Source organism: Coprococcus eutactus (assembly GCF_025149915.1).
GTDB lineage: Bacteria > Bacillota > Clostridia > Lachnospirales > Lachnospiraceae > Coprococcus > Coprococcus eutactus.
In genome coordinates, this window is sequence record NZ_CP102278.1 from 2,745,001 (window position 1) to 2,769,046 (window position 24,046).

21 protein-coding genes, 1 pseudogene and 1 riboswitch (1 of these 23 cut by a window edge) are annotated in these 24,046 nt (G+C 42.3%); of the genes and pseudogenes, 5 read left to right on the forward strand and 17 right to left on the reverse strand.

From position 1 onward, the window contains the following. The 11 genes and pseudogenes from NQ536_RS12200 to NQ536_RS12250 form a co-directional block, all read right to left on the reverse strand. Nucleotides 1-98 carry the beginning of a MurR/RpiR family transcriptional regulator gene (locus tag NQ536_RS12200; RefSeq protein ID WP_004849812.1) on the reverse strand. It extends 748 nt beyond the left edge of the window, so the window shows 98 of its 846 coding nt (coding positions 1-98); the start codon lies at nt 96-98; its stop codon lies off the left edge, out of view. Nucleotides 99-375: 277 nt separating this feature from the next. Beyond that, complete coding sequence (locus NQ536_RS12205; protein WP_044997811.1) at nt 376-1,749, reverse strand: NAD(P)/FAD-dependent oxidoreductase; 1,374 nt, start codon at nt 1,747-1,749, stop codon at nt 376-378. A 77-nt stretch (nt 1,750-1,826) separates the two neighbouring features. Continuing rightward, a riboswitch (purine riboswitch) is annotated at nt 1,827-1,924 on the reverse strand. Nucleotides 1,925-2,073: 149 nt separating this feature from the next. Continuing rightward, nucleotides 2,074-2,526 (reverse strand): hypothetical protein, encoded by a 453-nt coding sequence (locus NQ536_RS12210; protein WP_004849807.1) that lies wholly within the window; start codon nt 2,524-2,526, stop codon nt 2,074-2,076. Nucleotides 2,527-2,577: 51 nt separating this feature from the next. Then, a complete protein-coding gene (locus NQ536_RS12215; RefSeq protein WP_032508026.1) occupies nt 2,578-4,200 on the reverse strand; it encodes a recombinase family protein in 1,623 nt (540 codons plus the stop codon). 107 nt (nt 4,201-4,307) lie between these two features. Beyond that, on the reverse strand, nt 4,308-4,493 hold the full coding sequence (locus NQ536_RS12220; RefSeq protein WP_004849804.1) for a hypothetical protein: 186 nt from the start codon (nt 4,491-4,493) through the stop codon (nt 4,308-4,310). Between the two features lie 270 nt (nt 4,494-4,763). Next, nucleotides 4,764-6,103, reverse strand: a pseudogene (locus NQ536_RS12225) (VapE domain-containing protein). Continuing rightward, entirely contained in the window at nt 5,988-6,728 is a 741-nt protein-coding gene (locus NQ536_RS12230; RefSeq protein ID WP_044997810.1) for a CHC2 zinc finger domain-containing protein, read from the reverse strand. Before NQ536_RS12230 ends, NQ536_RS12225 begins: the two are co-directional and overlap by 116 nt. Nucleotides 6,729-7,069: 341 nt before the next feature. Continuing rightward, nucleotides 7,070-8,248 carry a MobQ family relaxase gene (gene mobQ, locus NQ536_RS12235; RefSeq protein WP_330360233.1) on the reverse strand — a complete coding sequence of 393 codons (1,179 nt, stop codon included), beginning with the start codon at nt 8,246-8,248 and terminating at the stop codon, nt 7,070-7,072. A gap of 2 nt (nt 8,249-8,250) precedes the next feature. Continuing rightward, nucleotides 8,251-8,607: a DUF3847 domain-containing protein gene (locus tag NQ536_RS12240; protein WP_004849795.1), complete on the reverse strand. Its 357-nt coding sequence runs from the start codon at nt 8,605-8,607 to the stop codon at nt 8,251-8,253. A 247-nt stretch (nt 8,608-8,854) separates the two neighbouring features. Continuing rightward, a complete protein-coding gene (locus NQ536_RS12245) occupies nt 8,855-9,058 on the reverse strand; it encodes a hypothetical protein (RefSeq protein ID WP_004614949.1) in 204 nt (67 codons plus the stop codon). 146 nt (nt 9,059-9,204) lie between these two features. After that, nucleotides 9,205-9,429, reverse strand: a complete 225-nt coding sequence (locus tag NQ536_RS12250; RefSeq protein WP_004849793.1) for a helix-turn-helix domain-containing protein — start codon at nt 9,427-9,429, stop codon at nt 9,205-9,207. A gap of 302 nt (nt 9,430-9,731) precedes the next feature. Between NQ536_RS12250 and NQ536_RS12255 the strand changes: the two genes are divergently transcribed. The 5 genes from NQ536_RS12255 to NQ536_RS12275 all read left to right on the forward strand — a co-directional run bounded on the left by NQ536_RS12255 (nt 9,732) and on the right by NQ536_RS12275 (nt 15,844). Continuing rightward, nucleotides 9,732-10,772 carry a DUF6076 domain-containing protein gene (locus tag NQ536_RS12255; protein ID WP_024730559.1) on the forward strand — a complete coding sequence of 347 codons (1,041 nt, stop codon included), beginning with the start codon at nt 9,732-9,734 and terminating at the stop codon, nt 10,770-10,772. 90 nt (nt 10,773-10,862) lie between these two features. Next, entirely contained in the window at nt 10,863-11,534 is a 672-nt protein-coding gene (locus NQ536_RS12260) for a response regulator transcription factor (RefSeq protein ID WP_004850543.1), read from the forward strand. A gap of 5 nt (nt 11,535-11,539) precedes the next feature. Beyond that, a complete protein-coding gene (locus NQ536_RS12265) occupies nt 11,540-12,631 on the forward strand; it encodes a HAMP domain-containing sensor histidine kinase (protein ID WP_004850545.1) in 1,092 nt (363 codons plus the stop codon). Nucleotides 12,632-12,692: 61 nt separating this feature from the next. Then, nucleotides 12,693-13,367 (forward strand): ABC transporter ATP-binding protein, encoded by a 675-nt coding sequence (locus NQ536_RS12270; protein WP_004850548.1) that lies wholly within the window; start codon nt 12,693-12,695, stop codon nt 13,365-13,367. Beyond that, entirely contained in the window at nt 13,364-15,844 is a 2,481-nt protein-coding gene (locus NQ536_RS12275) for an ABC transporter permease (protein WP_004850550.1), read from the forward strand. The genes NQ536_RS12270 and NQ536_RS12275 overlap by 4 nt, the downstream gene beginning before the upstream one ends. A gap of 134 nt (nt 15,845-15,978) precedes the next feature. Here NQ536_RS12275 and NQ536_RS12280 read toward each other — a convergent pair whose 3' ends face one another. From NQ536_RS12280 to NQ536_RS12305, 6 genes are all read right to left on the reverse strand, one after another. Continuing rightward, the gene (locus NQ536_RS12280) at nt 15,979-16,116 is read right to left on the reverse strand and encodes a helix-turn-helix domain-containing protein (protein ID WP_004850551.1); all 138 of its coding nucleotides are present in this window, start codon (nt 16,114-16,116) and stop codon (nt 15,979-15,981) included. A gap of 604 nt (nt 16,117-16,720) precedes the next feature. After that, nucleotides 16,721-17,524 (reverse strand): hypothetical protein, encoded by an 804-nt coding sequence (locus tag NQ536_RS12285; RefSeq protein WP_155803810.1) that lies wholly within the window; start codon nt 17,522-17,524, stop codon nt 16,721-16,723. Between the two features lie 944 nt (nt 17,525-18,468). Further along, complete coding sequence (locus tag NQ536_RS12290) at nt 18,469-19,512, reverse strand: AIPR family protein (protein WP_004850561.1); 1,044 nt, start codon at nt 19,510-19,512, stop codon at nt 18,469-18,471. A gap of 265 nt (nt 19,513-19,777) precedes the next feature. Next, nucleotides 19,778-21,790 carry an AlwI family type II restriction endonuclease gene (locus tag NQ536_RS12295; RefSeq protein ID WP_004850564.1) on the reverse strand — a complete coding sequence of 671 codons (2,013 nt, stop codon included), beginning with the start codon at nt 21,788-21,790 and terminating at the stop codon, nt 19,778-19,780. Beyond that, on the reverse strand, nt 21,775-23,694 hold the full coding sequence (locus NQ536_RS12300; RefSeq protein ID WP_004850566.1) for a Dam family site-specific DNA-(adenine-N6)-methyltransferase: 1,920 nt from the start codon (nt 23,692-23,694) through the stop codon (nt 21,775-21,777). Before NQ536_RS12300 ends, NQ536_RS12295 begins: the two co-directional genes overlap by 16 nt. After that, nucleotides 23,694-23,912, reverse strand: a complete 219-nt coding sequence (locus tag NQ536_RS12305) for a helix-turn-helix domain-containing protein (RefSeq protein ID WP_004850568.1) — start codon at nt 23,910-23,912, stop codon at nt 23,694-23,696. The genes NQ536_RS12300 and NQ536_RS12305 overlap by 1 nt, the downstream gene beginning before the upstream one ends. Nucleotides 23,913-24,046 lie beyond the last annotated feature (134 nt).

Genomic DNA, 24,046 nt, shown 5'->3' on the forward strand with positions numbered 1-24,046 from the left:
TTCTTGGGATTCCTGACGATATAATCGCCTATTTTCTTTTCTGTATCAAAGAATGAATCCATAGATGCGCATATCTGATTTATAACTGATCCTTCCATATTTTCCTATTTCCTTTCTTCTTTCGAAAATAATCCATCATATAGTGTCTTCTATACAATGCCACTAATAGTTTTCTCAGTTAAATTTGTTTTCATATTTGTTGTAGGCTTTAAATCTATTTTCATACCATTTACAACTCTACCATTCTTCTCCCATCCAGTCAAACAAATGTATTTTCGCTTGAAACTCATTTATCAAATAAAAACAGAGTATCTTGAACCCCTATCACGATACTCTGTTTTGAATAACTTTCTTCTATATAAATATCTATTCGTTTTATTCGCCATGTGCAATATTTCTTGCTACGTATACACCGCTTGCAGATGCATGTGAAAGGGAGTGTGTTATTCCGCTGCCATCTCCTATGATATACAGCCCCTTATATCTTGTCTCGAGCTTATCATCTACTTCAACCTCCATGTTGTAGAATTTGACCTCAACTCCATACAACAGTGTATCTTCATTTGCCGTTCCTGGGGCTATCTTATCAAGAGCGTAGATCATCTCGATTATTCCATCCAGAATTCTCTTTGGAAGGACAAGGCTCAGATCTCCCGGTGTGGCATTGAGCGTAGGTGTGATGAATGCTTCCTCTATCCTGCTCTGGGTGGAGCGCTGTCCCCTTATGAGGTCGCCAAATCTCTGCACTATTACTCCGCCGCCCAGCATGTTGCTGAGTCTCGCTATGCTCTCGCCGTATCCGTTGGAGTCCTTGAACGGCTCAGAGAAATGCTTTGCCACAAGGAGCGCAAAGTTTGTATTATCCGTCTGTTTTGCAGGATCCTCATAACTGTGGCCATTTACCGTTATGATTCCATTTGTATTCTCAGTAACCACGGCTCCCCTTGGGTTCATGCAGAAGGTTCGCACCTTGTCTCCATACTTCTCCGTTCTGTATACTATCTTGCTCTCATAGAGCTCATCCGTCAAATGTGCAAATATGGCTGCAGGAAGCTCCACTCTGACTCCTATATCCACTCTGTTAGATTTTGTAGGTACATTTAGGTCTTTGCAGACAGCCTCCATCCATTTGCTGCCGCTTCTTCCCACGGATATGATACATTTGTCACAGAAAAATATACCTTTCTTGCAGCATACACTATATGTTCCATCGTCCAACTTTTCCACCGTTTGTATAGGAGTGTCAAAATAGAAATCCACCTTATCCTGAAGATATGCATACAGATTCTCTAGAACTATATAGTTTATATCCGTGCCAAGATGTCTGACCGAGGCATCCAGCAGATGAAGCCTGTTCTGCAGACACACTGTCTTGAATCTTGTGCCTGCAGTGGAATAAAGCTTCGTTCCCTCTCCGCCGTACTCCATATTGATATCATCCACATACTTCATGAGATCTATGGCCTCGTTCTTGCCGATGTACTCATACAGACTTCCCCCAAAGTCATTTGTGATATTGTACTTTCCATCGGAAAATGCACCTGCACCGCCAAATCCGCTCATGATCGAGCAGCTATCACATCCCACGCAGCTCTTGATCTTTGTGCCGTCTATCGGACATTTCCTTCGTCTTAGCTCATGTCCCGCCTCAAACACTGCGACCTTGAGTTTCGGAGCCTGCTTTGTCAGCTCGTACGCCGAGAATATTCCTCCTGGTCCCGCCCCAATAATTATCACATCATACTTCATACACACGCCCTCCAATTTAATTTTATAATTTTTATAAACCTCTAACTCCACAAATATTTTTGCATAAAAATATAGTTGACCACGGCATTCCTTGTCGTAGTCAACTATTATCGGTAGCTGGTAGATACGCCCAACCATATTATGGGCTTATACATATATAATTGTAATTCTTTCGTCATAAAAAATGATTGCACTAATCACATTTACTATATCTCACGCAAAATATCTGTGCTCATGTGGATGCCACAAACTGATCGTCCACATTGCATCCTTAAAAATTATAGCATATTACATTTAGTTTGCGCAAGCGCCCCGTCGCAATGCTCAGTATATATATAATAACGATGCTATGATTGCCGCGATGAATGTTCCAAGCAGGAATAATATGCTTATTACCAAAAGCACTTTCATAAGCGTTCTTTTCCGTTTCCTCATGTTTTCTAAAGCTCCGGTTGAATAGAACACCGCAACCAGCAACGCACCTATAGAAACTCCCATAAGCGTCCCCATCAAATAATCATACACTGGAAGATTATTATCTCCGCCAAGCACCAACATCACCAGTCCTGCAATGAGCGAAACCAATCCCACTATGCTGAATATACGCAACCTCATCAACAATGTATTCTTCTCAGTTTCTGCATAATCCGCTACAAGCTGCAATCTCTCTTTCTCTTCCTTATTCATGTCCTCACCCTTCCTTTCTCCATCAATGATATCCCTGATATCAACATCATAGAAATCTGCCAGCTCCACCAAAATACTGAGATCCGGCATGTCGCTGCCCGTTTCCCTTAATTAAAGATATTGTTGGGTAAAAAAGAAAGGTCAGTCGATTTTGCCGATGAAGCGGTAGTAGATTTCTACTTCCTGCTCACGACTTCCGTCCTCGCCCTTGACAGCTTCGTGGACGGTTATTTTTTCAATTAGAGTGTTCAGAAGTTCGGCGGTCAGCTCCACAGGGTTGACATACTGTTTCATTAGGGCAATCCACTTTTCAGCATCCGCTGCGGTCTGTACGGCGGCTTCCATCGTTTCGTGAAGCTGTCTTATTTTTGTTTCAAGTTCCTTTTGCTCGTTCTGGTACTTCTCGGACAGCATATTGAAGTTATACTCGGTTATGCGTCCGGCAGACCAGTCCTCATACATTTTAGCAAACAGCCCGTCAACCTCGGCTTTACGCTTCTCTGCCTTTTTCAGCTCCGCAGCCTGCTTTTTCTTCGCAGAGTTTCTTTCCCTGTCGCTGGCATTGAGCAGCCGTTTCAGCAGCTTGTCCTCGTCTTTCTGTACCATCATAGACCAGTATTGCAGTCTTGCAAGCACATAGGCATACAGTACATCATAGCGGATATAGTGCATGGAACACTGGCGTAATCCCTGTCCGTACTTACTGCAATGGTAGTGTGCATAGGGATTTTTGTTCTGGCTGTTTACACCATAAGCCAATGACCATCCGCAGTCCGCACATTTTACCAGCCCGGAAAATATCTGCGTTGTGCCATTCTTCTGTCGTCTGCGTCTGCTTGCAATCAGCTCCTGAACTTTTTGGAACACTTCTTCGGAAATGATGGCTTCGTGGGTATTTTCCACACGATACCATTCTTCCTGCGGCTTCCGCACCTTTTTCTTGTTCTTGAATGAAATGTTGCTCTGCTTGTTGTGAACGCTGTGACCGATGTAGGTTTCCTCTTTCAAAATGCTCTTGACCTGTGCAATCGTCCACGCATAGGCTTTTTCTGCGGGCGCACCGGCGTAGATATTAGCGAAAGTCCCGTATCTTTCATAGTTCAGCCAGCCGGGGGTAGGTACTTTTTCTTCCACCAGAATCCGTGTAATGCTGGCGGCACCCCTCCCGTGTACGGCAAGGTCAAAAATCTTCTCTACAATCCAGCGTGTTTCCGGGTCGATCAGAAGATGACCTTTTTTGTCCGGGTCTTTTACATAGCCCAGCGGTGCATAGGCTCCATAGTGTGCGCCATTGGCAAATCTTGTGTGCATGGCAGCCTTGACCTTTTTGCTGGTCTGTCGGGCGTGCATTTCATTCAGGATGTTTAAGAACGGGGCAAGCTCGCTTTCTCCGTTGATGGTGTCCACATTGTCATTGATGGCAATGTAGCGTACTCCCTTGCTGGGGAAATAGATTTCCGTGTACTGACCGGTCAGGATATAGTTTCTTCCCAGACGGGATAAATCCTTTGTGACAACGCAGTTGATTTTCCCGTCCTCGATGTCATCAATCATCCTTTGGAAACTTGGACGCTCGAAATTTGTCCCGCTCCATCCATCGTCAATGTACTCGTCTACAACGGTCAGCCCATGCTCTGCGGCATACTGCCTAAGCATCATGCGCTGGGTCTGGATACTGCCGCTTTCCCCCTGTAATTCATCGTCACGGCTCAATCTCAAATATAGTGCAGTGTTATAAATCGTTGTATTGTATGGTTGTTTCACGGTTAAAAATCCTCCTTCTAAAAGAAACAACCCACGCTTATACAATACTCGCTGGTACAAGTATATCATAAGCGTGGGCTGATTGACAGTCGTTATTCCGTATTTTTTCAGGAAGCGGCGGCAGCGTGCTGGATCACATCTTCCAGCAGACTGTCAAGCGGCTTCCCATCCTGTGCGAAATGCTCCGATACTTTGATACGGACTTTCCCCATGACAAAATACTGGGTGCCGTCTTTTTCGGTAAGCAGGGTGCCGCTGTTTTTGTTATTGCTCTCGTTTTTGCTTTTTGCCATAGGCAGTTACCTCCATAAATGAAATATGCCCGACAAGGGAATGTCAGGCAGGTGTACAGCCGCAGACTGTCTCCATGTCAACCAAACTGTGTCAACCGGCAGAAAAGACTTTGAAAACAATCCATAGGCGCTCTATGATTACTTTTTACTTTTTCTTTGATTTCTTGGTTGACATGGTTGACAAAGGAGAGAAATGCCCCAAATATCAGGCTTTTCCCCGTCAACCGGCTGTCAACCGAAGCGTTAACCAAACTGTCAACCGGTGGCTTTTCAGAATGGCAGTTCCATTTGCCGGGCTTCTTCTTCCGTGATTTCCTGAAAACCGTCCCCCTCCGGCGGGTCTTGGTTGACACGCTCCCAGCCTTTTTGAGAACCGTATTTCTTATACCGCTTCGGGCTTTTGTAGGCTGCCCAGCCCTGTATGATGCCGCCCGCAATGCCGGTATTCATAATCTCGCAGATTGCCCGTGTCTCCCAGTCTGCCGGGGAATTTAAGTTCCCCAGCGCTTCCTCATAAAGCTGCTTGGAACATACCCTGTCGCCGGTGTAGTCCTCCAAATAGGCGTAGATCATGCCAGCCTGTGTGTCCTCCTGCATGAAGTCCTGCTGATGGGCGTTCAGGTATCGGTTCATTTCCATGCTGAATGACAGCTTATACTTCCCACTGCGGTAAACCGTCATGGCTTCCGCCCACATCTGTTCGATATACGCCCTCGCCGCCGCTTCATCGTCCAGTATGTGAACCTCCGCCCGTTCCGGGTACACCGTCACGGGGAGAAAGCGCCGGTTGCCGGTGCGGTCACGGGGTAAAAAGTCCTGCCGGTTGGTCGTCCCTCCAAATACACATTGCCGCAGCCGGTCTGCCGGATGTGTCTCATACGGCACTTTGTAGGTTTCTTTCTGGCGGCTTAAGAATGACTTGATTTCCTCAATACTCTTGGCGTTGGCTGTGGCGATCATCTCCGACATCTCGATAATCCAATGCCCTTGAAGCTTGCGGTACACATTTTCATCGTCCAGCTTCTTCAAATCGTCTGAAAACCATTCGTCCCTGCCTGCCAGCAGCCGGAAAAAGGTAGATTTCCCGGCTCCCTGACCACCAACCAGACAGAGCATGACCTCAAACTTGCTCCCCGGTCTGAATACCCGCCGGATGGCTCCCATCAGGAACAGTTTCAAGGCTTCATAAGTGTATTCGTCCGTATCGGCTCCCAGAAAGTGATGCAGGGCATAACGGATGCGCTCTGTGCCGTCCCATTGCAGGTTGTTCAGGTAATCCCTGACCGGATGGTAGCGGTTTTCATTGGCAACAATCTTGATGGCGCTCTGCACCTTTTTCTCGCTGATAAGCCCGTAATTTCTTCCAGATACAAAAGCAGGTAGTTCATGTCCATGTCGGTCAGCGTGGTACTGGTGCGCTCCCAGCCTAGCGGCTTCACAATGTCAATCTGCTCCGTCAAAAGGTTCAGACGCAGCGCCCCACGAAACAGCGGGTCACGCTGGAACACCGTCAGGCAGTTTCGGATGCTGTTCTTCACGCCGCCTTTCTGCGTCCCCTCTAATGTCTCCCGGATTTCTTCCGGTGTCTGCGCCGGTTCCATTGTGTCCATCGTCCTTTTGACCGCTTCCTGCGTTTCCGGCGGCAAGCTCTGAAATTCGCTGTTCAAGCCGCAGCACCTCCTTTCCCTGTGCGGCGATCAATGCCGCTTTTTCTTCTATTTCTCCGTATAACAAAATATCCAAAAGGTATTCTGTGTAGCTTATCCTCTGCAACGCTTCCACAAAAAGAGGATGCCAGATGGCATCCTGCGGCTGTGGGGCGTATGCTGTTTTCCAATGCTCCAGCAGGCGCTGATAATCGCATAGCACCCGGAAACAATACCGTTCCGTTTCCTGAAATCTCTGCTCCGCTGATTTTTGCCGGGGCTGTGACCTGTTGTGACGCTTCCTATCTGGCGGCGCATTGCCGGATTTCTCATAGGAAACGCCGAAGTCCTCCGCAAGCCTGACCGCAGCTTCCCGTTTCCCCAATCCATGCAGCAAAGCGGCAAAGTCGATCACATCCCCGGAAGCCCCGCAGCCGAAGCAGTAAAAGCGGCTGTCCACTTTCATGCTGGGCGTGCGGTCATTGTGGAATGGACAGCAGACCATGCCGTTTCTCCCCACCCGGATTCCATAGAATGAAGCAGCCTGCCGTGTGGTAACAGACTGTTTCACCGCTTCAAATACATTCAAATGCTCCCTCCGTAAAAATACCGGTAGCGGTAAAGCTGCCGGTTATATCATAGCTCCATCTCATGTTTCTTTCTCTGTACTTCCTGTGGCTGCTCCCTCCGGCGCAGTGCGGTATCTACGGCGTTCTGCACCTGCCGCAGCCGTATGACTTCCTCCCGGAGTGGCTTGTGCTGCGGAGACAGTTCGGCATACTCTGTTTTTAACTGTGCGTATTCCTGTTTCCATGCTTTCAGGGCAATGGGTTTTCCGTCCAGTTTTTCTTTCAGAATACGGCGGGCGGCATAAAACAGCCGTAACTCCGCATCGTGGGATGTTTCAAATTTCTCCCTCTGTTTCTTAAACTAGATATTGTTCAATTCCGTATGGACAGGTTTTAGCCGCTGGTAATTCTCGCCCTCCCGTATCAATTCCTGCAATTCCTTTATCCTGGCAGATTTCTTTTTCATGGAGCCGCTTAATGCTTCAAATTCTTCACTGACAGAGGAAAGACGCTCCTGCAAATCCTCTAATGTGAGCAGCTTGTTTTCCGTCAGATAATTGACGGCTTCGGCAAACTGCTTTAAGTTTCCGGTTCTGGCTTTATTGCTCCATGCCCCTGCGTTGCGCTGGTTGTAATAAGCGATCAGCAGGTCGGCAAGGTTCGGTGTCTGTGGTTTGGAAAGTTCTTCTTTTACCTCTGCCATCCAGACAAACAGGGCTTTGATCTTCTTCCTCACATCCTGCATGAGCCGGTTGGTGGCTTTAATCCAGCGGTTCAGTTCCCCTTTCTCGGTGCGGATGCCCTTTGCTTCCATCTGCCGGACATTAGCTCCCTCGTGGACAGTAGGTATCAGGTCAAGCCCCTGCCGCACATAGGAACGGTGGTCGATACGCACATCCAGTCCTTTTTCCTCAAATTTTGTATTAACGGCAGCCGCCCACTGCTCCCGCCAGTGTTCCAGTGTTTCCGGCTCGTGCCAGTCTGTTGTGTGGACAGCATTAAACATATAATCGCCATTTTTATCCCGGATTCGGTTTCCATCTTCATCAAGAAGATATTCCCGCCGCTGTTTTTGTCCCCATGTGCCATCCGGGTTCAAAGGGCGCATTGTTGTCATCACATGGAAATGCGGGTTTGGGATACCGCCGTCCTCTTTCTCCGGACTGTGAAAAGCAAGATCGGCAATCATGCCTTTTGCCACAAACTGCTCCTGCACGAACTTCCTCGCCAGCTCCATGTTTTCTTCCAGCGTCAATTCATTCTGCATGGCAATATCAAAGGAATAGGCAAGCTGTGCTTTTGGATGTTTCTCGCAGTTCTCCACAGCATTCCAGAGGGTCGCCCGGTCAAGATATATTTCCGGCGCATGGGGCGGCAGCATGATTTCCGAAGCGATCACGCCGCCCTTTTTGGTGTAGTCGCTGACTTCTCCATAGTAGCTGCTGTAAAGACGCTCCCCGGCTCGGTAGGCTGCGCTGGCAATGGCGCTCTGACCGGCGCTGCGCTTGATCTGTGCGATTGAAAAATGATAAAGTGCTATCCTTAGTCACCGCCTTTCTCCTGCCCGGAAATACGGGCGTGGTTTTCTGCGGCAGACCGGATGAAAGGCTCCGCCTGCGGCAGATTCAAAATGCTTTCCATGAGGGAATAAAATTCCGTTTCGGTCAGCTCCTTTGTCTGTGGCACAATGCTCTCAACGGCTGCCCCACGGGTAATCAGCCGGTGCGTCCTCTGTTTCCGGGAACCGCTTTCCAGATACGCCTGCCGGTTTTTCAAACGCTGCATTTTCCGTTTTTCCCGTTCCAGCAGGACAGTGTTTTTTTCATATTCCTGCTTCAACTGTTCCAAAGATTTTTCCGTGTTCTCACATCCTTTGCTTATAAGATAAAGAAAGACCATCCGCAGACAGTCCGTGTGTCAGTGCTTCTATAAAACCCGATGAAAAGGGAAAAACGCAAAGCGGATTTCTCTTTTTGGCGGGTACACAGGGGATAGCCGCTTTAGCGGCGCAAGGGGGTGTAGCCACCTTGTCGGAGCGAAGCGAACGCAGACCTCGGATTGCTGATTTTATCAGCGGCAGAGGTAAGCTCCGCAGGACGCACGATACATGGTCTTTAGACTATGTATAGAAGTGCGCCCTTAGTTCCTAAGGGATTTTGCCGTTTCCGGCAGTCTTGTCCTTTTTCTTGGAACGCTTGGAAAGATACTTCGGGCAGTCAACCACAACCGCCCGGAAGCTCTGTTTACATTCGTGCTGGCATTTCCGGCACAATTCGTTGTAAGTGATACGGCTGCGGTCATTTAAGAAGAAAGACCATTCCAGCCGTCGCTTGTTACTCATTCTTGCCATAACCGGCTCCTTTCTCCGTTTCTATCTGATGTACGCAGATAGGCTGTTTTGGTGTAGCGTTTCGGTATCATTTTTAAGGTTTTTTCCCTCTGTATGCCCCTTTGGAAAGTACGGCAGTATTGCAGTCAGGGAATGATACCTCACGCTTATTTGTCGCTTCCCGGTACGGTTTCGGAGCCTTTTGCCATCCATTCAAAGAAAGCAATTTTGCTGACCTTGATAAGCCTGCCCCTGCGGAACACCGGAAAGCCGGGTGTGTGTACCAGCTCATAGGCGCTCGCTCTTGAAATTCCCATAATCCGCTGAATGTCCGCCACATCCAGAACCAGCGGTAAATCCTCGTAGCTGTTCAATCTCTTTTTATCGTTCATTCTGTTCCTCCCATAAATCAAATAGGTTAAAATGCTTCCTGCTGCCGTTCTCCCCAAAAGCCGTTTTCCTGCCCCATTCCTGCGGTGTTTCCCTGCATTGGTGCGCCGGATGCGTCACTTCTCCTGCCGGTCATATCCTTTTTGGACGGTCATTCACTTGTCAAAGTACTGTTTGGTACGAAATTACCAACTGCAATCATCATAGCGGACTATCCTTGACAAAACAATGCTTCTGCGATACCATGAGTGTAATGGATATAACTAAATTATATAATTACCATAAACAAAGGCAGGGGATAGGGATGGAGAATCAATTTATACGGCATGAGCCATGTTTTGAAAGGATTTTGTTTGTCCTGACGCTGGACAGGAAGAAAATGAAAGAACGGATTTTGATTGGGGAAGAACAGCAGATCCGCTTCCGTTTGAACGGGAGCCAAAACGCAGAGGTGCTTTGTGATATGACACGCCCACTGGGAACTTTTTTGATAAACTTTGAGCGTGACACGGACAGAGACTGGAACTTATACGGGCTTTCTCCGCTGCGGCAAGCCCTCCACTCCAACCGATGGGAACAGCCGGAGCTGGAGCAGGCGGCAAGCGAATTTCTTTGGGAGAAATATCTTAGCAACGACCCTCTGAAAATGTATGTGGCGTTCCGTATCTGGAACAGCTATCTGCTTGCCAGAGAACCCCGTGACCGTAACGCTGCCTGTGACCGCTTCATGGATAAAATGAGCAGCCTGACCGGGGTATTCCATAACGAAACCATGAGCTTTGACAGGGAGACAGGAAAACCGAAACATTTTCAAGCTGGCAGCCTTTATTTCAAAGGCGCACCGTCAGAAGATACCCGGCTTGACCTCTGGTTCCCGGACAACCGGCGCACAGAAGAATGTGTGTCTGCCTATGCGTCCCTCTACCCGTTGATTACCTATTATCTGAACAGGCTGAATGACTGGGGGCTTTGCTTCCGGCGGTGCAAGGTTTGTGGAAAATATTTTCTGGCAAAGAGCCAGCGGTATGAGCTGTGCAGCGACAATTGCCGAAAAGCACAGGCGCTTCAAAACAAGCGGGAATTTGACGAGAGGGCAAGAGAAAATAACTATGACCTGCTTTATAAAAATGAATGCCAGAACTGGCGCAATAAGATCAACAAAGCGAAGAGGACAGCGGGATTCCCGGCTGACCAGCTGGAAGAAATGCTGACTGCTTTTGAAGCGTTCAAGAAAGAAGCATTGAAGAGAAAAAAGGCTGTAAAAGAAAAGACAGCCAGCCCGAAAGAATTTACGGACTGGCTGTATCAGCAGAGTAATATTATAATAAATTTATCAGTCTATTGATTTTATACTTTCCTGACGGCAAAAGTTTGAGCGTTTTTTGAGATTTGGCTGTTACGATAAATATTATGAATTGCAAATGGAGATGATAGCATGAAACAAAGGCTTCTTATTGTTGATGATGAACCGGGAATTGTAGATATGATGGCGAGTTATTTTTCTTCTCAATATGAGGTGTTGACCGCTTATTGCGGAAATGAAGCACTTCAAAAATTAGCAAGACAGCCCGATTTAATCCTGCTCGACATCAATATGCCGGACATAGACGGATTGACCCTTTGTCAGAAAATTCGGGAGCTTATTACTTGCCCCATTCTTTTTTTGACGGCAAGGGTCGAATCTGCCGATAAAATCATCGGCTTTCAGGCAGGTGCCGACGATTATATCATTAAGCCTTTTGATTTGGACGAATTAGGGGCGAGAGTTGCCGCACATCTGAGGAGGGAGCAGCGACACAGGAATAAAGCGACAATTCGCTTCTTTGGTGAACTGACGATTGATTATTCAGCCCGAACCGTCACAGTGGCGGGTGAACCTGTTGCTTTATCAAAAAGGGAATTTGATATTGTGGAGCTGCTTTCGCTGAATGCCGGACAGGTATTTGACCGGGAGCGTATTTATGAAACAGTGTGGGGACTTGACGGCGAGGGTAACAGTGATACTGTCATGGAACATATCAGGAAAATCCGGGCGAAGCTGGCTGCTTGTACGCTTCACAGTTATATTGATACAGTTTGGGGGTGTGGTTATCGGTGGAACGTCTGAAAAATATGGAATTAAAGAAAACTTTTCTCGTCCTATCTGCTTCCTGTGTTTTGGTGGCTCTCCTGATGTTAGGCTTAGTCTTTATGATATGCAATTCAATCAGCAGCAACTTTCCCTCCGGTGGAATAGAAATTTTAGCAGACGGTTCAATCGTTAAAATGGAAACCCCCACAGAGACCCAGCAAAATATATTGTCCATGCTTGGAATCATTCAAATTGTGTCCTGCATTGTTCTCCCTATGGGCGGGCTGGCTCTATCCGGCATATTATATTATCATATCAAATTGAAACAGCCGATCTCCACGCTACGGAATGGGATTTCACGGATTCGGAACCATGACCTTGACTTTTCTATGCCTGTCCATTCTGATGATGAATTGGGGCAGCTCTGCACCGCCTTTGATACTATGCGCGAAGAACTTCTGAAATCAAATCAGGAACTGTGGCGGCAGGCAGAAGAACGGAAAAGGCTAAATGCCGCCTTTTCCCATGACTTGCGCAATCCGATCACGGTCTTAAAGGGAACTATAAAATTACTGCGGCAGGGAACAGCAGATGAACAAGCCATTGACAGATTGGAAAGCTATACATTACGGATTGAACAGTATGCAGAAGCTATGAGTAGCATCCAACGATTAGAACAAATGCCGGTGCGGATAAACGAGTATTCCTATTCACTGCTACATTCTGAATTAGAGGAAACAGCAAAAATTCTTGCAGGAGCATTAGAACCGTCTGTTTCCGCACCTGATAAGGGGACAATACAATTAGATCATGGATTGGTTTTAACCGTTGCTGAAAATCTAATTGGAAATGCGGCTCGGTTTGCAAAGAGTAAAATTGAAATTCATTTGGAACGGAAAGGAAACTTCTTGCATCTATCAGTTACAGACGATGGGCCAGGCTATCCTGTGGAGTTAATACAAAGCGGCCCGAAACCGTTTGGAAAAATGAAAGAAGACTCCGCACACTTTGGTATGGGGCTATACAGCAGCCAGATACTATGTCTGAAGCATGGAGGAACACTTACACTGGAAAACAGCAAAAGTTATGGCGCAACGGCTACTGCTTCTTTCCAAATAAATCAGAAACCTTGAGCGTTTTTTGAGATTTCTGTTTTACACTCTCCTTATATTATAAACAAGGAGAGTGTTTTTTATGAACATTGAAGCAAAGGAACTATCGAAAATCTACGGCAGCGGCGAGAGCCGTGTCGTTGCGTTGGATAAAGTCAACCTTGAAATTGCATCCAGCGATTTTATTTCTATTATGGGACCATCTGGCAGCGGCAAAAGTACCTTGCTCCACCTGCTGTCTGGACTGGACAAGCCGACTTCCGGCAGTCTGACATACGATGGAAAAGACATTTATCGTTTTAATGACAAAGAACTGTCCTCATTTCGCCGTCGGCGCATCGGATTTATCTTTCAGCAATTCAATCTTCTCCCTGTGCTGACCGCAAAAGAAAACATCATCATGCCCCTGCTTCTGGACAAAAAGCAGCCGGACGAAGTATATCTAAATCAGCTTACGGATTTGTTAGGTATTCGTGAACGGCTGACCCATTTGCCCCATGAACTTTCCGGCGGTCAGCAACAGCGTGTAGCGATTGCCCGCGCCCTGATCGCAAAGCCGGATATTATTTTTGCTGACGAACCGACTGGAAATCTGGACAGCAAGAGCGGCGGCGAGGTTATGGAAATGCTGCAAAGCATATGGAAAAAGATGGGGAAAACGCTTGTTATCATCACTCACGACAGCCGCATTGCAAGAATGGCAGACCGGCAATTTGTAATTGTGGACGGTGTTCTTTCGGAGGTGACAGCAAGATGAAATCTTATTTAGCTCTTGCATGGAAAGAACTGAAAGCACAGAAAATCACGGCAATCCTGATCTTGGTTGCAGTTATCATGTCCACGATTATGACGACAGTGATCGGTCAGTCTATTGGTATATTGCAATCCATGCGTATTCAGCAGGCGGCGGGTCTGAACGGAAACCGTTATGCAACCTTTCATCAGCTTGGCAAGGAACAAGCGCAAAAGCTGCATGAAGATGATCGCCTATATGATGTAGGCGATACGATCTTTATCGGCAGCACACCATTAGGCAACAGTAGTTTATCTTTATATCTTCGGGAATATCACGATAACGCATTATCTATGTACCCGGCAATCGGAAACGTAAAAGAGGGACGATTACCAGAGGAAGCGATTGAGATTGCCCTGTCGGAGGATGCGCTTCAATATCTTGGATTGGACGCTGTAATTGGCGATACCGTTTCTCTGGATTTGAGTGTTTCCGTTATGGATGGATCGCTGTCAGAGTTAGAATATTCTGCTGATTTTGTATTGACGGGCATTCTGGAAAGCAGCTATATCGGCTACGCATCTGGTACGGTTGAGGGGATTGTCGGTGAGGGAACCGCAGAAGAACTGTTGCCAGAAGAGTATCTGCTTTATTCCACAGATTTTAAGACTTATGACAAGCAAAATTTTCAAAGCATCATTTATGCTCTCGCAGAAGATTTGAACGTGGATGAACGGTATATCCAATATAACTGGGTTTTGCTTGACGCTATTGGTATTTCCTATGATGAAGCGGCAGACAGCGATACCGGTACGGGATTTTCATTTATGACTGCGGCGTGTATTTTGGTGGGTGTTCTGGTCTTGCTGGCGGCTGGGCTGGTAATCTACAACATTCTGAAAATCTCTATCACAAAACGCATCAAAGAATACGGAACACTTCGTGCGATTGGTGGAGAACGAGGGCAAATCTATCGTTTGGTTTCTTTGCAGCTTTTGATTCTCTGTGGAGCCGGTATTCCTATCGGATTGCTGCTCGGTATATTGTCGGCAAAAGGTGTATTGATTGCGGCTACGGGGCTTCTCAATCCCGATCTGTTCATGGCAAACAGCACTTCCGAATTGAACTCTGCAATCAACACCGCCAGTACGGTAAAACTACCGATGCTCTTTGCCAGTATCGCAGTCATACTTCTGTTTGCTCTGCTGGCTGCCTTTCCTGCTGCCCGGTACGCATCCCATGTATCTCCTACTGTTGCTATGTCGGGGCAGACTGTGAAAATCAAACGCAGGATAAAAAGGAACCGCAACATCCGTAATTTTGAAGCCTATTATGCAAGGCTCAACCTAAAACGAGGGCGTGGAAGAACAGCAGTTACCATTCTGTCTTTGGTTATGAGTATTACCGTATTTGTTGCCTTGCAGAGCTTTACAGGGCTGCTTGATGCCAGCAGTTCCGTTCAGGACATGTATTTCAGCGACTATGCAGTTACAAATGAAACCGTTGGCATCCCATCAGAAGCCGTAAAAACATTAGCGGAAAATGACGCAGTAGAAAGTGTTTCCACTACACGGCTTTCTGTATTTATGCCAGGTGCCGGTGATATACTGCCCTTTGAAACTGATCTTTCCGTACAGAGCCATGAAACCTTGCAGCTTGTAAATGTGGATGAAGCACAATTACAAATCTATGCTCCTAACTTGTCTGCTCAGGATAAACAGGCTTTGAAAGATGGAACAGGCTGCCTTGTAAAAAATCCCATTGCCTTTTCTTATGGAGATACAACTGTTCAGCAGACTGATCTTACCGTAGGTGATACCATTCAACTGGGAGACAGAACACTTCCTGTATTAGGATTGATCGATACAGCAATCACAATCAATAATGATGGCTTTACGAATGGTGTTCAACTCATCGTGAATGACGAAATATACTGTTCACTGCTCGGAAACGACAGTTATTCAGAAGTCTATCCTACATTACAGGATAACGCCGATACAGATACCTTTGAAAGCTGGTTGGATAGCTGGTGCAGCAATTATCCAGGAACACATTGGCTTTCCTATCTCCAAAGCAGCAATGAGATGATAGAAAGCTTTGAACAGATCAAAATGCTGTGCTGGGTGCTTATCATCTTTATCGGTATCATTGGCATCCTGAACATCATCAATACCGTTTACAGCAATATTCATACTCGTGTCGGTGAAATCGGGATGCAGCGGGCTATTGGAATGAGTGCCGCAAGCCTTTATAAAACATTTCTGTGGGAGGGCGCTTATTACGGTATCATTGCGTCAGTGATTGGAGCAGTGTTTGGCTATGTCTGCTGTATCTTTGTCGGAGCAGCACAGACCGATGCTTTACAGCTTGTCGCTGTTCCGGTTATGGCGATTGTGGAAGCTGCGATTATTTCTATTGTGGCCTGCCTGCTTGCAACGGCAATTCCTCTGCGTTCTATTGCAAGAATGAGCATTGTGGATTCTATTGAGACTGTTGAATAATATCAAAAACGACAATTAAAACAAGAAATCCCCCATAAAGCAAACCTTGTTGCTTATGGGGGATTTCTGTATGTTCTTTTGGGGTGTGCTAAGTCCCGTATAAGCGTGGTGTTGTTATGTTTGGTGTGGTATCTTTAACTATGGGAAACTCCTGTTTCCCACCTTGATACGCTGCGATTGGTTACTCCAAACCGCTCTGCAAGTTGTTCCTGCGTAAGCTGTTTTTCCTTTCTCAGTTCTCTTAGAAATGAACCTACCTTTTTCTGATCCATATCTGTTGCCTCCTTTCAGCTAATATAGTAGTGTTTTTCGGGTGTTTTTTACAGGACGCACTGCGGGAATTGGCTATTTTCAGCAAATATGTAAATACACCAGATCACTAAATCAGGTTTAGTCTTTTTTATCATTTTAAGTCCCATACATAAAAATATAGTTGACTACGACATTTTTATTGTCGTAGTCAACTATTATCAGCAGCTGATAAATACCCCAGCCATATTATAGATCTATACGTATATATTGTTGTTTTTCTTCTATATTGCGTCTCTTCTATACAAATAATAATTAGCTATTTTTATAATTACCACCATATCCGGCACCATACTGAGCATTGCCATACGGATTGTAATTGGCATTGCCATTCGCCGGACCATTGTACTGGAAATTGCCATAACCGGGGAGTAGAAATTTTTCATTTACTCCCCAAAATAATATTTAACAATGTTCTATATTATAATTCTTATAAATCTAGCTATTACAATTTATAATCTCCAATTATTGAAATTATTTTCAGCTACTATATATCACATTCTATTAGACACACTTTTTATTTTTGTTTCAATTTGCTTTACATTTATTATTTAACGATCCAATTTTTTATTCAGATAAACTACATCTGAATTTTGCTACTATATTATCATCATTCAAGTACTCCTCATAATTATACTTGGTTATTTTTTCAAATGCATTTTCTTCCATTATATAAAACTTATTAACACTATACAGTTTATGAGATTCTAAACTTTCTTTGTATTTCTTATTAAGCTTGTCAAGCATTTCTTTATTATCATCTGTGCTGAGAATAAAGATTTTATTCATTGCAGAAACATTGTTATCATATTCCGAATTATTCTTATCTTTAACTTCAGTTATCTCTGAATATACTTTTACATTTTCTGAATTAACTAATTTTACTATAATATTTTTTATATATGATTCATAATCATCTCTTAATAATAGATTCAAATAATCATCAGTTATAATCTCTTTATCATCTATCTTAGAAACCGTTACTGTTACAATATCACTTTCTGTTAGTCCTTGGGGATAAACTATTAATTGTTCATCTTGTAGCGAGTTTGGCGCAATATAACCTTCATAAATAAATTCTTCATCATATTCACTATCTAAATACTTATATAATTCCTCAATTCTTTTGATTGCAATCCTCTGTGAAGATAACAAATCATCATAATTGGTGGATAATCCCGCTTCCTTTAATATTTTCTTCTGTCTACTTGTTAATTCTACTTGAGAATTCTTCTGTGAATGTTCTGTTTTTATTTTTTCACCACACCCTACTAAACATATAATAAAACAACAAATCAAAAATAATGCACTTTTTTTTCGCATGTCGCTATCCTTTCCAAAACTTAATATTATCCTTATCTGGTTTTTCAAATGCTACTCGAGTATCTATAATTGCTTTATGAGTTTCTTTAACTAAAGTATCTAATTGTGTTTGAACATTATTTAAAGTTTCTATAACGTTTTTTATTTTTCGACGTTTTCAACTTTTCCGTGTTGCCCTCATAATTACAGAATGCTACAATCGGGACATGTGTGCTACCATAACGTTAGGCGGTTAGTCCTTCACCAGAGGGACTGTGGTCTACACTCCGTTACGGTCGGTGCTAAACGAGTGCCACCGGCACTCAGCGCCCCTCTGATTACATAGAAACCTTTTACAGGGAGAATTGGAAAGGAGGGCTAAGCCTGAGTATCATGGATTTCATTGCAGTAGTTGGCTTCGGCATCACCTGCTTTTGTGCCGGATACACATTCGGTAAAGATAGTAATAAACCACAAAAGTAACCGCCCCAGACTCACAAACCTAACGGTTACCTTTGTAATCAATTAGTATATGGGCTGACCGTCTATCGGTAGCACCTTTTTCTGTATTCACATTAACACGCATCTACGTGTATGTCAAAGTATTTTATCCCCTGTACCCTTAATATCCTATCTGTAAATCTCCTATCCTTAGATCTTCCCTCTGAGATTTTTATGTCATTTGTAGGGTCAGAGCTCATTTTTTGCTCTAAATTAGGGTCAAAATATGGTCAACACCCATTTTTAAGCAGAAAAAAAGACCCCCGAGGGCGAACCCTCGAAGATCTGAAAATTCTTTATTTATGCGGTTTATCAGCGATTACTCGATGATAGTTGCAACTCTTCCTGAACCTACAGTTCTACCACCTTCACGATATCAGACCGGTGTATTGCAGTGTGCAAATGGCGATTTTTCGTGTGATTTGCGGGGGAAAATCCGGATTTTCCACTGTGTCCGTGTAGTTTTTGGAGATTTTGTTATCATGGTGTTATCACAATATCTCTGTATTTATCTACATATCTGTATTTATACTATCTGAAAATGGTTTCAATTGTTGAGCATACATTGAACTAAACGATGTCAACGTTGCTCTCAATTGTTTAGCTGCATTTTGTGTGGCTTCCTTACTTTTTAAACCACTTACAATTGCCGATTCAAGCGTAGAATGCCATGGCATCAAAACATCTAATATTGCTTTCCATTCTTCAACTAACTTATCAAAATTTTTATTATCTTTAAACACTAACCTCCAAGAATCTAAAATCTTTTTTCCAAGTAAGCTTTCCATACAAGTGCTTACTGCTGATATCAATAACATTTTAGAGCCACGCTTACTCAAAAAATTAAGTTCATCATCTTCTATATCCGTTCTTTGTTCTTTCTTATTTTTTAAGTTAATTTTAAATTCATCAATAGCTCTCCCCAATGAATATACAAAAATAATATGTTCTGCAGTTAATTGATCCGAAAAAATATTTGTGTATTCTTTATCCTCGTCCCATATCAATTTCTTTGAGTTATAAGCAGTTACACAATCTCCATGAAAAGCCAATAAAGTTTGTGCAACCAAATATGGATCAAAGACTTCTTTGTTTCTAACCCTTGTACTATCTCTTCTACCACCGCTATAATACAGTTGTGGATATTTTTCAAACTCTTTTCTAAGTCTTACTTGTTGTTTATCATTACTTCTTAAATCAGATGGCAAAATTTCATTTTGTTTATTGTTATTATTAATAATTTCTTCTATGATCTTAGGATCACTACATACAATAAAACGTATCGGCACAAGAAAATCTTCTTTTAAGCTTTCAACAGCTCCAATAGCTCCCGTTGATTGTGCTCCATTAATAATAGTTATTCCATGTACCTTTGTTATATTGTCATCATCTATTTCATAATCATTCACTAATGCTGTTAATCCATTGTTATATGCCCAAAAATTTTCTGGTTGCTCTTGCACTGTGTCCATAATGCCTAAATTAATTTTATTTTTTCTTTTTCCCGCCCCTAAATAGTTTCTTGGATTTCCAGAAAAAAGATCATCTTTATACATTAAGTAAAGTTTTCGTATCCAGCTACCTTTTACAGCTGTTACACAAGATTTCCACTTTCCTCCCTTGATTTCAAAGGCTTTTCCATTTCCTTCTACATCAATCTCTTCTTCAATTGTAATTCGTTTACTAGAGCTATTATACCAACGTTCAATCGTATCATTTCCAACTTCTAATGAAACTATTTTAACAGAATTATCTCCAGCTAAAATAATTATACATTATCTACTCCTTATCTTATGCAAAATTATACTTTTTATCCTTCATTTACAATATCTTTACACATCCCTCACTAAACACTTTAGGAAAACATAATGGTATTATTTCATTTTGAAAAGCAACCACATATGCACGTATTATACCTTCGCCATATCTTTCATGCAATATAGTTTTTCCATCTGCATACAAACTAATTTCATCTGGAATCCCCACTAAATATGGAATTTTTTTATCTTTCACCTTTGCTTCGGGAAAATACACATCCATTGCAACCACTCGTCCTTCGCCATATATCAGATGACATATGTTTGCTCCTGGTGGCACTATCGGTAATTCTTTACTTTTACTTACTAATGGTCCTTTTTCCATTCTTTTTATTTTTTCATCAACTGCATTTCCTATATACGCCTTCCATCCCGGTGCATTCAGAATATCTCTTCTAGTTTCGCATAGCAAAATCAATTCTCGTAGTTTTTCTGGATTAGCATGACCGGTTCTAAACATTGCCATAAAATATTCCCTGTACTGAGCTAATGTTAGTGGCACAATGTCCAATCTCTGCTTTAAATCTCCTCGTGCGTACCAAATTCCATGTCTAAATGTTTCCGCCGTATTTGTATCTATTTTCACAGCAATAAACATTCCATATACTGGCTTATCATATTTTAAGACAGCATCTGACACATGCCTTCTTACAGGCTCGCCCTCCATTGCTTCTTGGCGTGATGACGTAGACATCGTAACTTCCGTTAGGATTGTAAAATCATTAAATTCACAATATAGATCACCTTTTCCTCCACCAGCGGCAGATACTGGAAGAAAATCAGAATCTAATTTAAATCCTCTTACTTCATAAGGTTTATTGACCATGTGATCAATAGCTAAAGAAGCTCTCCATAAAATCCACTCCAAATATGCCGGAGTCTCATCTTTTGGTACTTCAATAACATTATCATCATCGTATGTACGCTTTCCTCCACCTTTAATCAATAACTCCATATAATCTGCTATTTCCTGCCATTGATTACATTGTTCTTTCGCATACTGGATTTCATCTGTCTGAGATAAAAGATTTTCTAAACTTTTTCTAGCAATATTAATTTCTGTTGCAGTATTTAACGGTAGATCACTAATATCAAACAGAATATGTCTTTCCTTCATCTGCTTCATTAAATCATTCAATAAAGCTTTAGCAGTATCCAAATTATCCGTCGGTAATTCTGCACCTTCACACAATCTTTTATATTGAATCATTATTGATTCTTCATTGGATGTTGATTTTGCCAGTTTTTCAGCCAAAATATGCTTAGCTGGGACGATAATCATTCCCCTACCTTTTCGCTGTAGCACTCCAGAAATACGTAAGTATCGCATGTTCATGTCACTGTAATCAAGAAAATTATCTGATTTCTTATCATAGTGTTTTCCACGTTCTGCAACTTCTTTCTTGTCAAAATTACGTTTTGACGGTGCTTGTTTTCTACGAATACGCAGATCCAAAATATTATCCACGACTTTTTCGATTGAATAACTTGGATTTGTCGTATGACCCCATAATGCAAATTCTATTCTGGCGATCTCGGAACTTCCCGTTCTTCTTTCTAATTCCAACATAATCGCCAGTATCCATCTCAATGGCGAAAAATAAGAATTCCCATCTGGCATAGCAAACTGTTCAACACTTAGTGCCCTTAAATAACATTCTTGCACTGCTGGATATGTATCTGCCTTTAAAAAAGCTCGTCCAAATGGTGTTATATCATCTAACTGACCCAGTTCATCTTGATCTCCATCTTTTTTCTTTACTTGTGGATAGATAAAACCATTTTTTGAAAACATCAAACGCCATTTCCGAGCATGACTACCAGATGTATCCTTACCTGCTTCATTTTGGATAATTCCTTGGTCATTAAGGAAATTCATAAAGCCAATTTCATTTTCTTTCCCACGAAGTTTTCCCACATACGGTGAATTTGCAAATGCTTTAAAGCCTTCCTGTATTCTATTTGGATTTCGTAATCCAGTATTTCCTACTAACCAGATATCTATTTTTTCTTCCATACATCTTCTCCGTTAAATCCAACAAATAAATATTCCTGTACCTTATTTCGATTTGTCTTAGCACGTTTCTGATTTCCAAAAGAATATGTATAATCTATTGGAACTACCTCTACATGTTCTTTGTATTTAGACATAAGTGCAACCATTTCATCTTGTGTTGGTTGACTATTAGAAGAATAAGATACAATCAAAATACTGTCGGAAAACTTTTTAAACAACTTATCGAATGCATCCGCAGCACCTTTTCTAGTTGAAAACGGTGTCGGATATGACTTAAATTTCTTTGTTACTGTATTTTCCTGTATTTCGACACCTTTCCAATCTCGTGCCAGACCTTCGACAAAATGATATCTACGTACATATTCATTATCTGACAATGGAGAATAATACGGTGGATCAATATATACTAAATCAGGATGCTTAATTTTTACTTCCATTGCATCGCCATGTTTAGATTTATTTTCACAACCATTATCAAAAATTGCATTATTAATACTTTCCACTGCTTCCAAAAATTGCTGTTCTAAAGATTTCTGCAAATCTTTTCTTCCGTCATTATACCGATCTCCAGTATATGTGAAAATTCCTCTTGGTCTTTTCTTTGTACAAGCTCTAATCAATGCTGTCATTGCAATTGCTTTCTTATATTGATCTCTAATAGCAGCAATATTAGTCCGCAAAACATCTATTAGCCTATTTTCCTCATCTTTATAATATAAGCCTCGAAATGTCTCTTCTACAAAATGATCAGACTCTCTTTTTTCAATCAATAATTTTTTCGCCTCGTCCAATGGCAATACAACATTATTGTTTTCTACCATTGCCTTGGTAAAGGTTGCTGACATAGCCATATAATCATTGCTAATTACAGTTTTTCCCTGAACTTTAAACATGTAACCTACAATGCCAGAGCCAGAAAACAGATCCACTACTGAGTCAAAATTGAATTGTGAAGCAACAGCCCAAATTTGAGGCAATAATTTACTTTTAGAACCCATATATCTAGTTGCTGGATATTTCATTACCTGTTCAGGTAAAGGTTTCGGAACTATTTTTAACATAGTTTTTTGTTTTGGCAAAATATCTACTATAATATCCTCGCCTTTTCTTTTACTTCCGTTGCAAGAAATATACCTTTTGGTTTGGATAACCTCAATCTTATAATCCGCATATAGCTCATGTACCAATGGATGATTAGAATTGGTCAATATTACATGACAACCTAATTCCTGTAATCTTTTGACCTCTTTCGCTAATTCTACATGATCTTCTTCATAAAATTGTTCTTTTGTATATCTCTTAAAATCCGAATATTCTGAAATTGGTAAATACGGGGGATCTAAAAAGATAAAGTCCCCCTGTTCTGCATATTCTTTCAATACTGACAAATAATCTCCACATGTTATAGTTGCTTTTTTCAACACATCTGATGCAGCATATAAATTTTCTTCATCACAAAAGTTTGGAGCTTTATATTTACCAAACGGAACATTAAACTGTCCTTTCTTATTGACACGATATAAACCATTAAAACATGTTTTATTCAAATAAATCGTTCTCGCTGCTGCTTCTTCTTTTTTTAATTTAAGCCAATCTAACGAACGTACTTCATAAAAATCCTCTTTAGTATTTTTATATTTTTTCAGATATGAAATAACAGTCTCTACGTTATCAGCAACTTGTCGATACATGTTAATCAATTCTGGATTGCTATCTGCAATTATTGCTTTATCTGGACTTAATGCAAAAAACAATGCGCCACCGCCAATAAATGGCTCTATATATTTTCCATATTTCTGAGGAATTTTAGGCATGATATCCCCTAACATCTGGGTTTTCCCGCCGGCCCATTTCATAATAGGCTTTGCCTGTATCTGTTTTTCTTTCTTTAAAACTTGTTCCATCACGCCTTTTCCCTTTCAACCTCTTTTATTTCCATGATATCACTGATATCACATTTTAAGGCAGTGCAAATTTTCACCAGCACATCCGTTGTAACATTTTCATTTTTTCCAAGTTTAGCCACCGAAGCATGACTAATACCTGCAGCCTCACATAAATCTTTCTTTTTCATATCTCTATCGATAAGTAATTTCCATAATTTTTTATAACTGACCGCCATATTTTAACCTCTAAACCATTTTTTCTAAAATATTGCTATGTCGTTATTCTATCATGTGATTTCAGCCATATCAACATTAATTTCAGCGATCGCAGACTTCTTTGCAAACATGTGTTTTTATTCAACAAAGACTA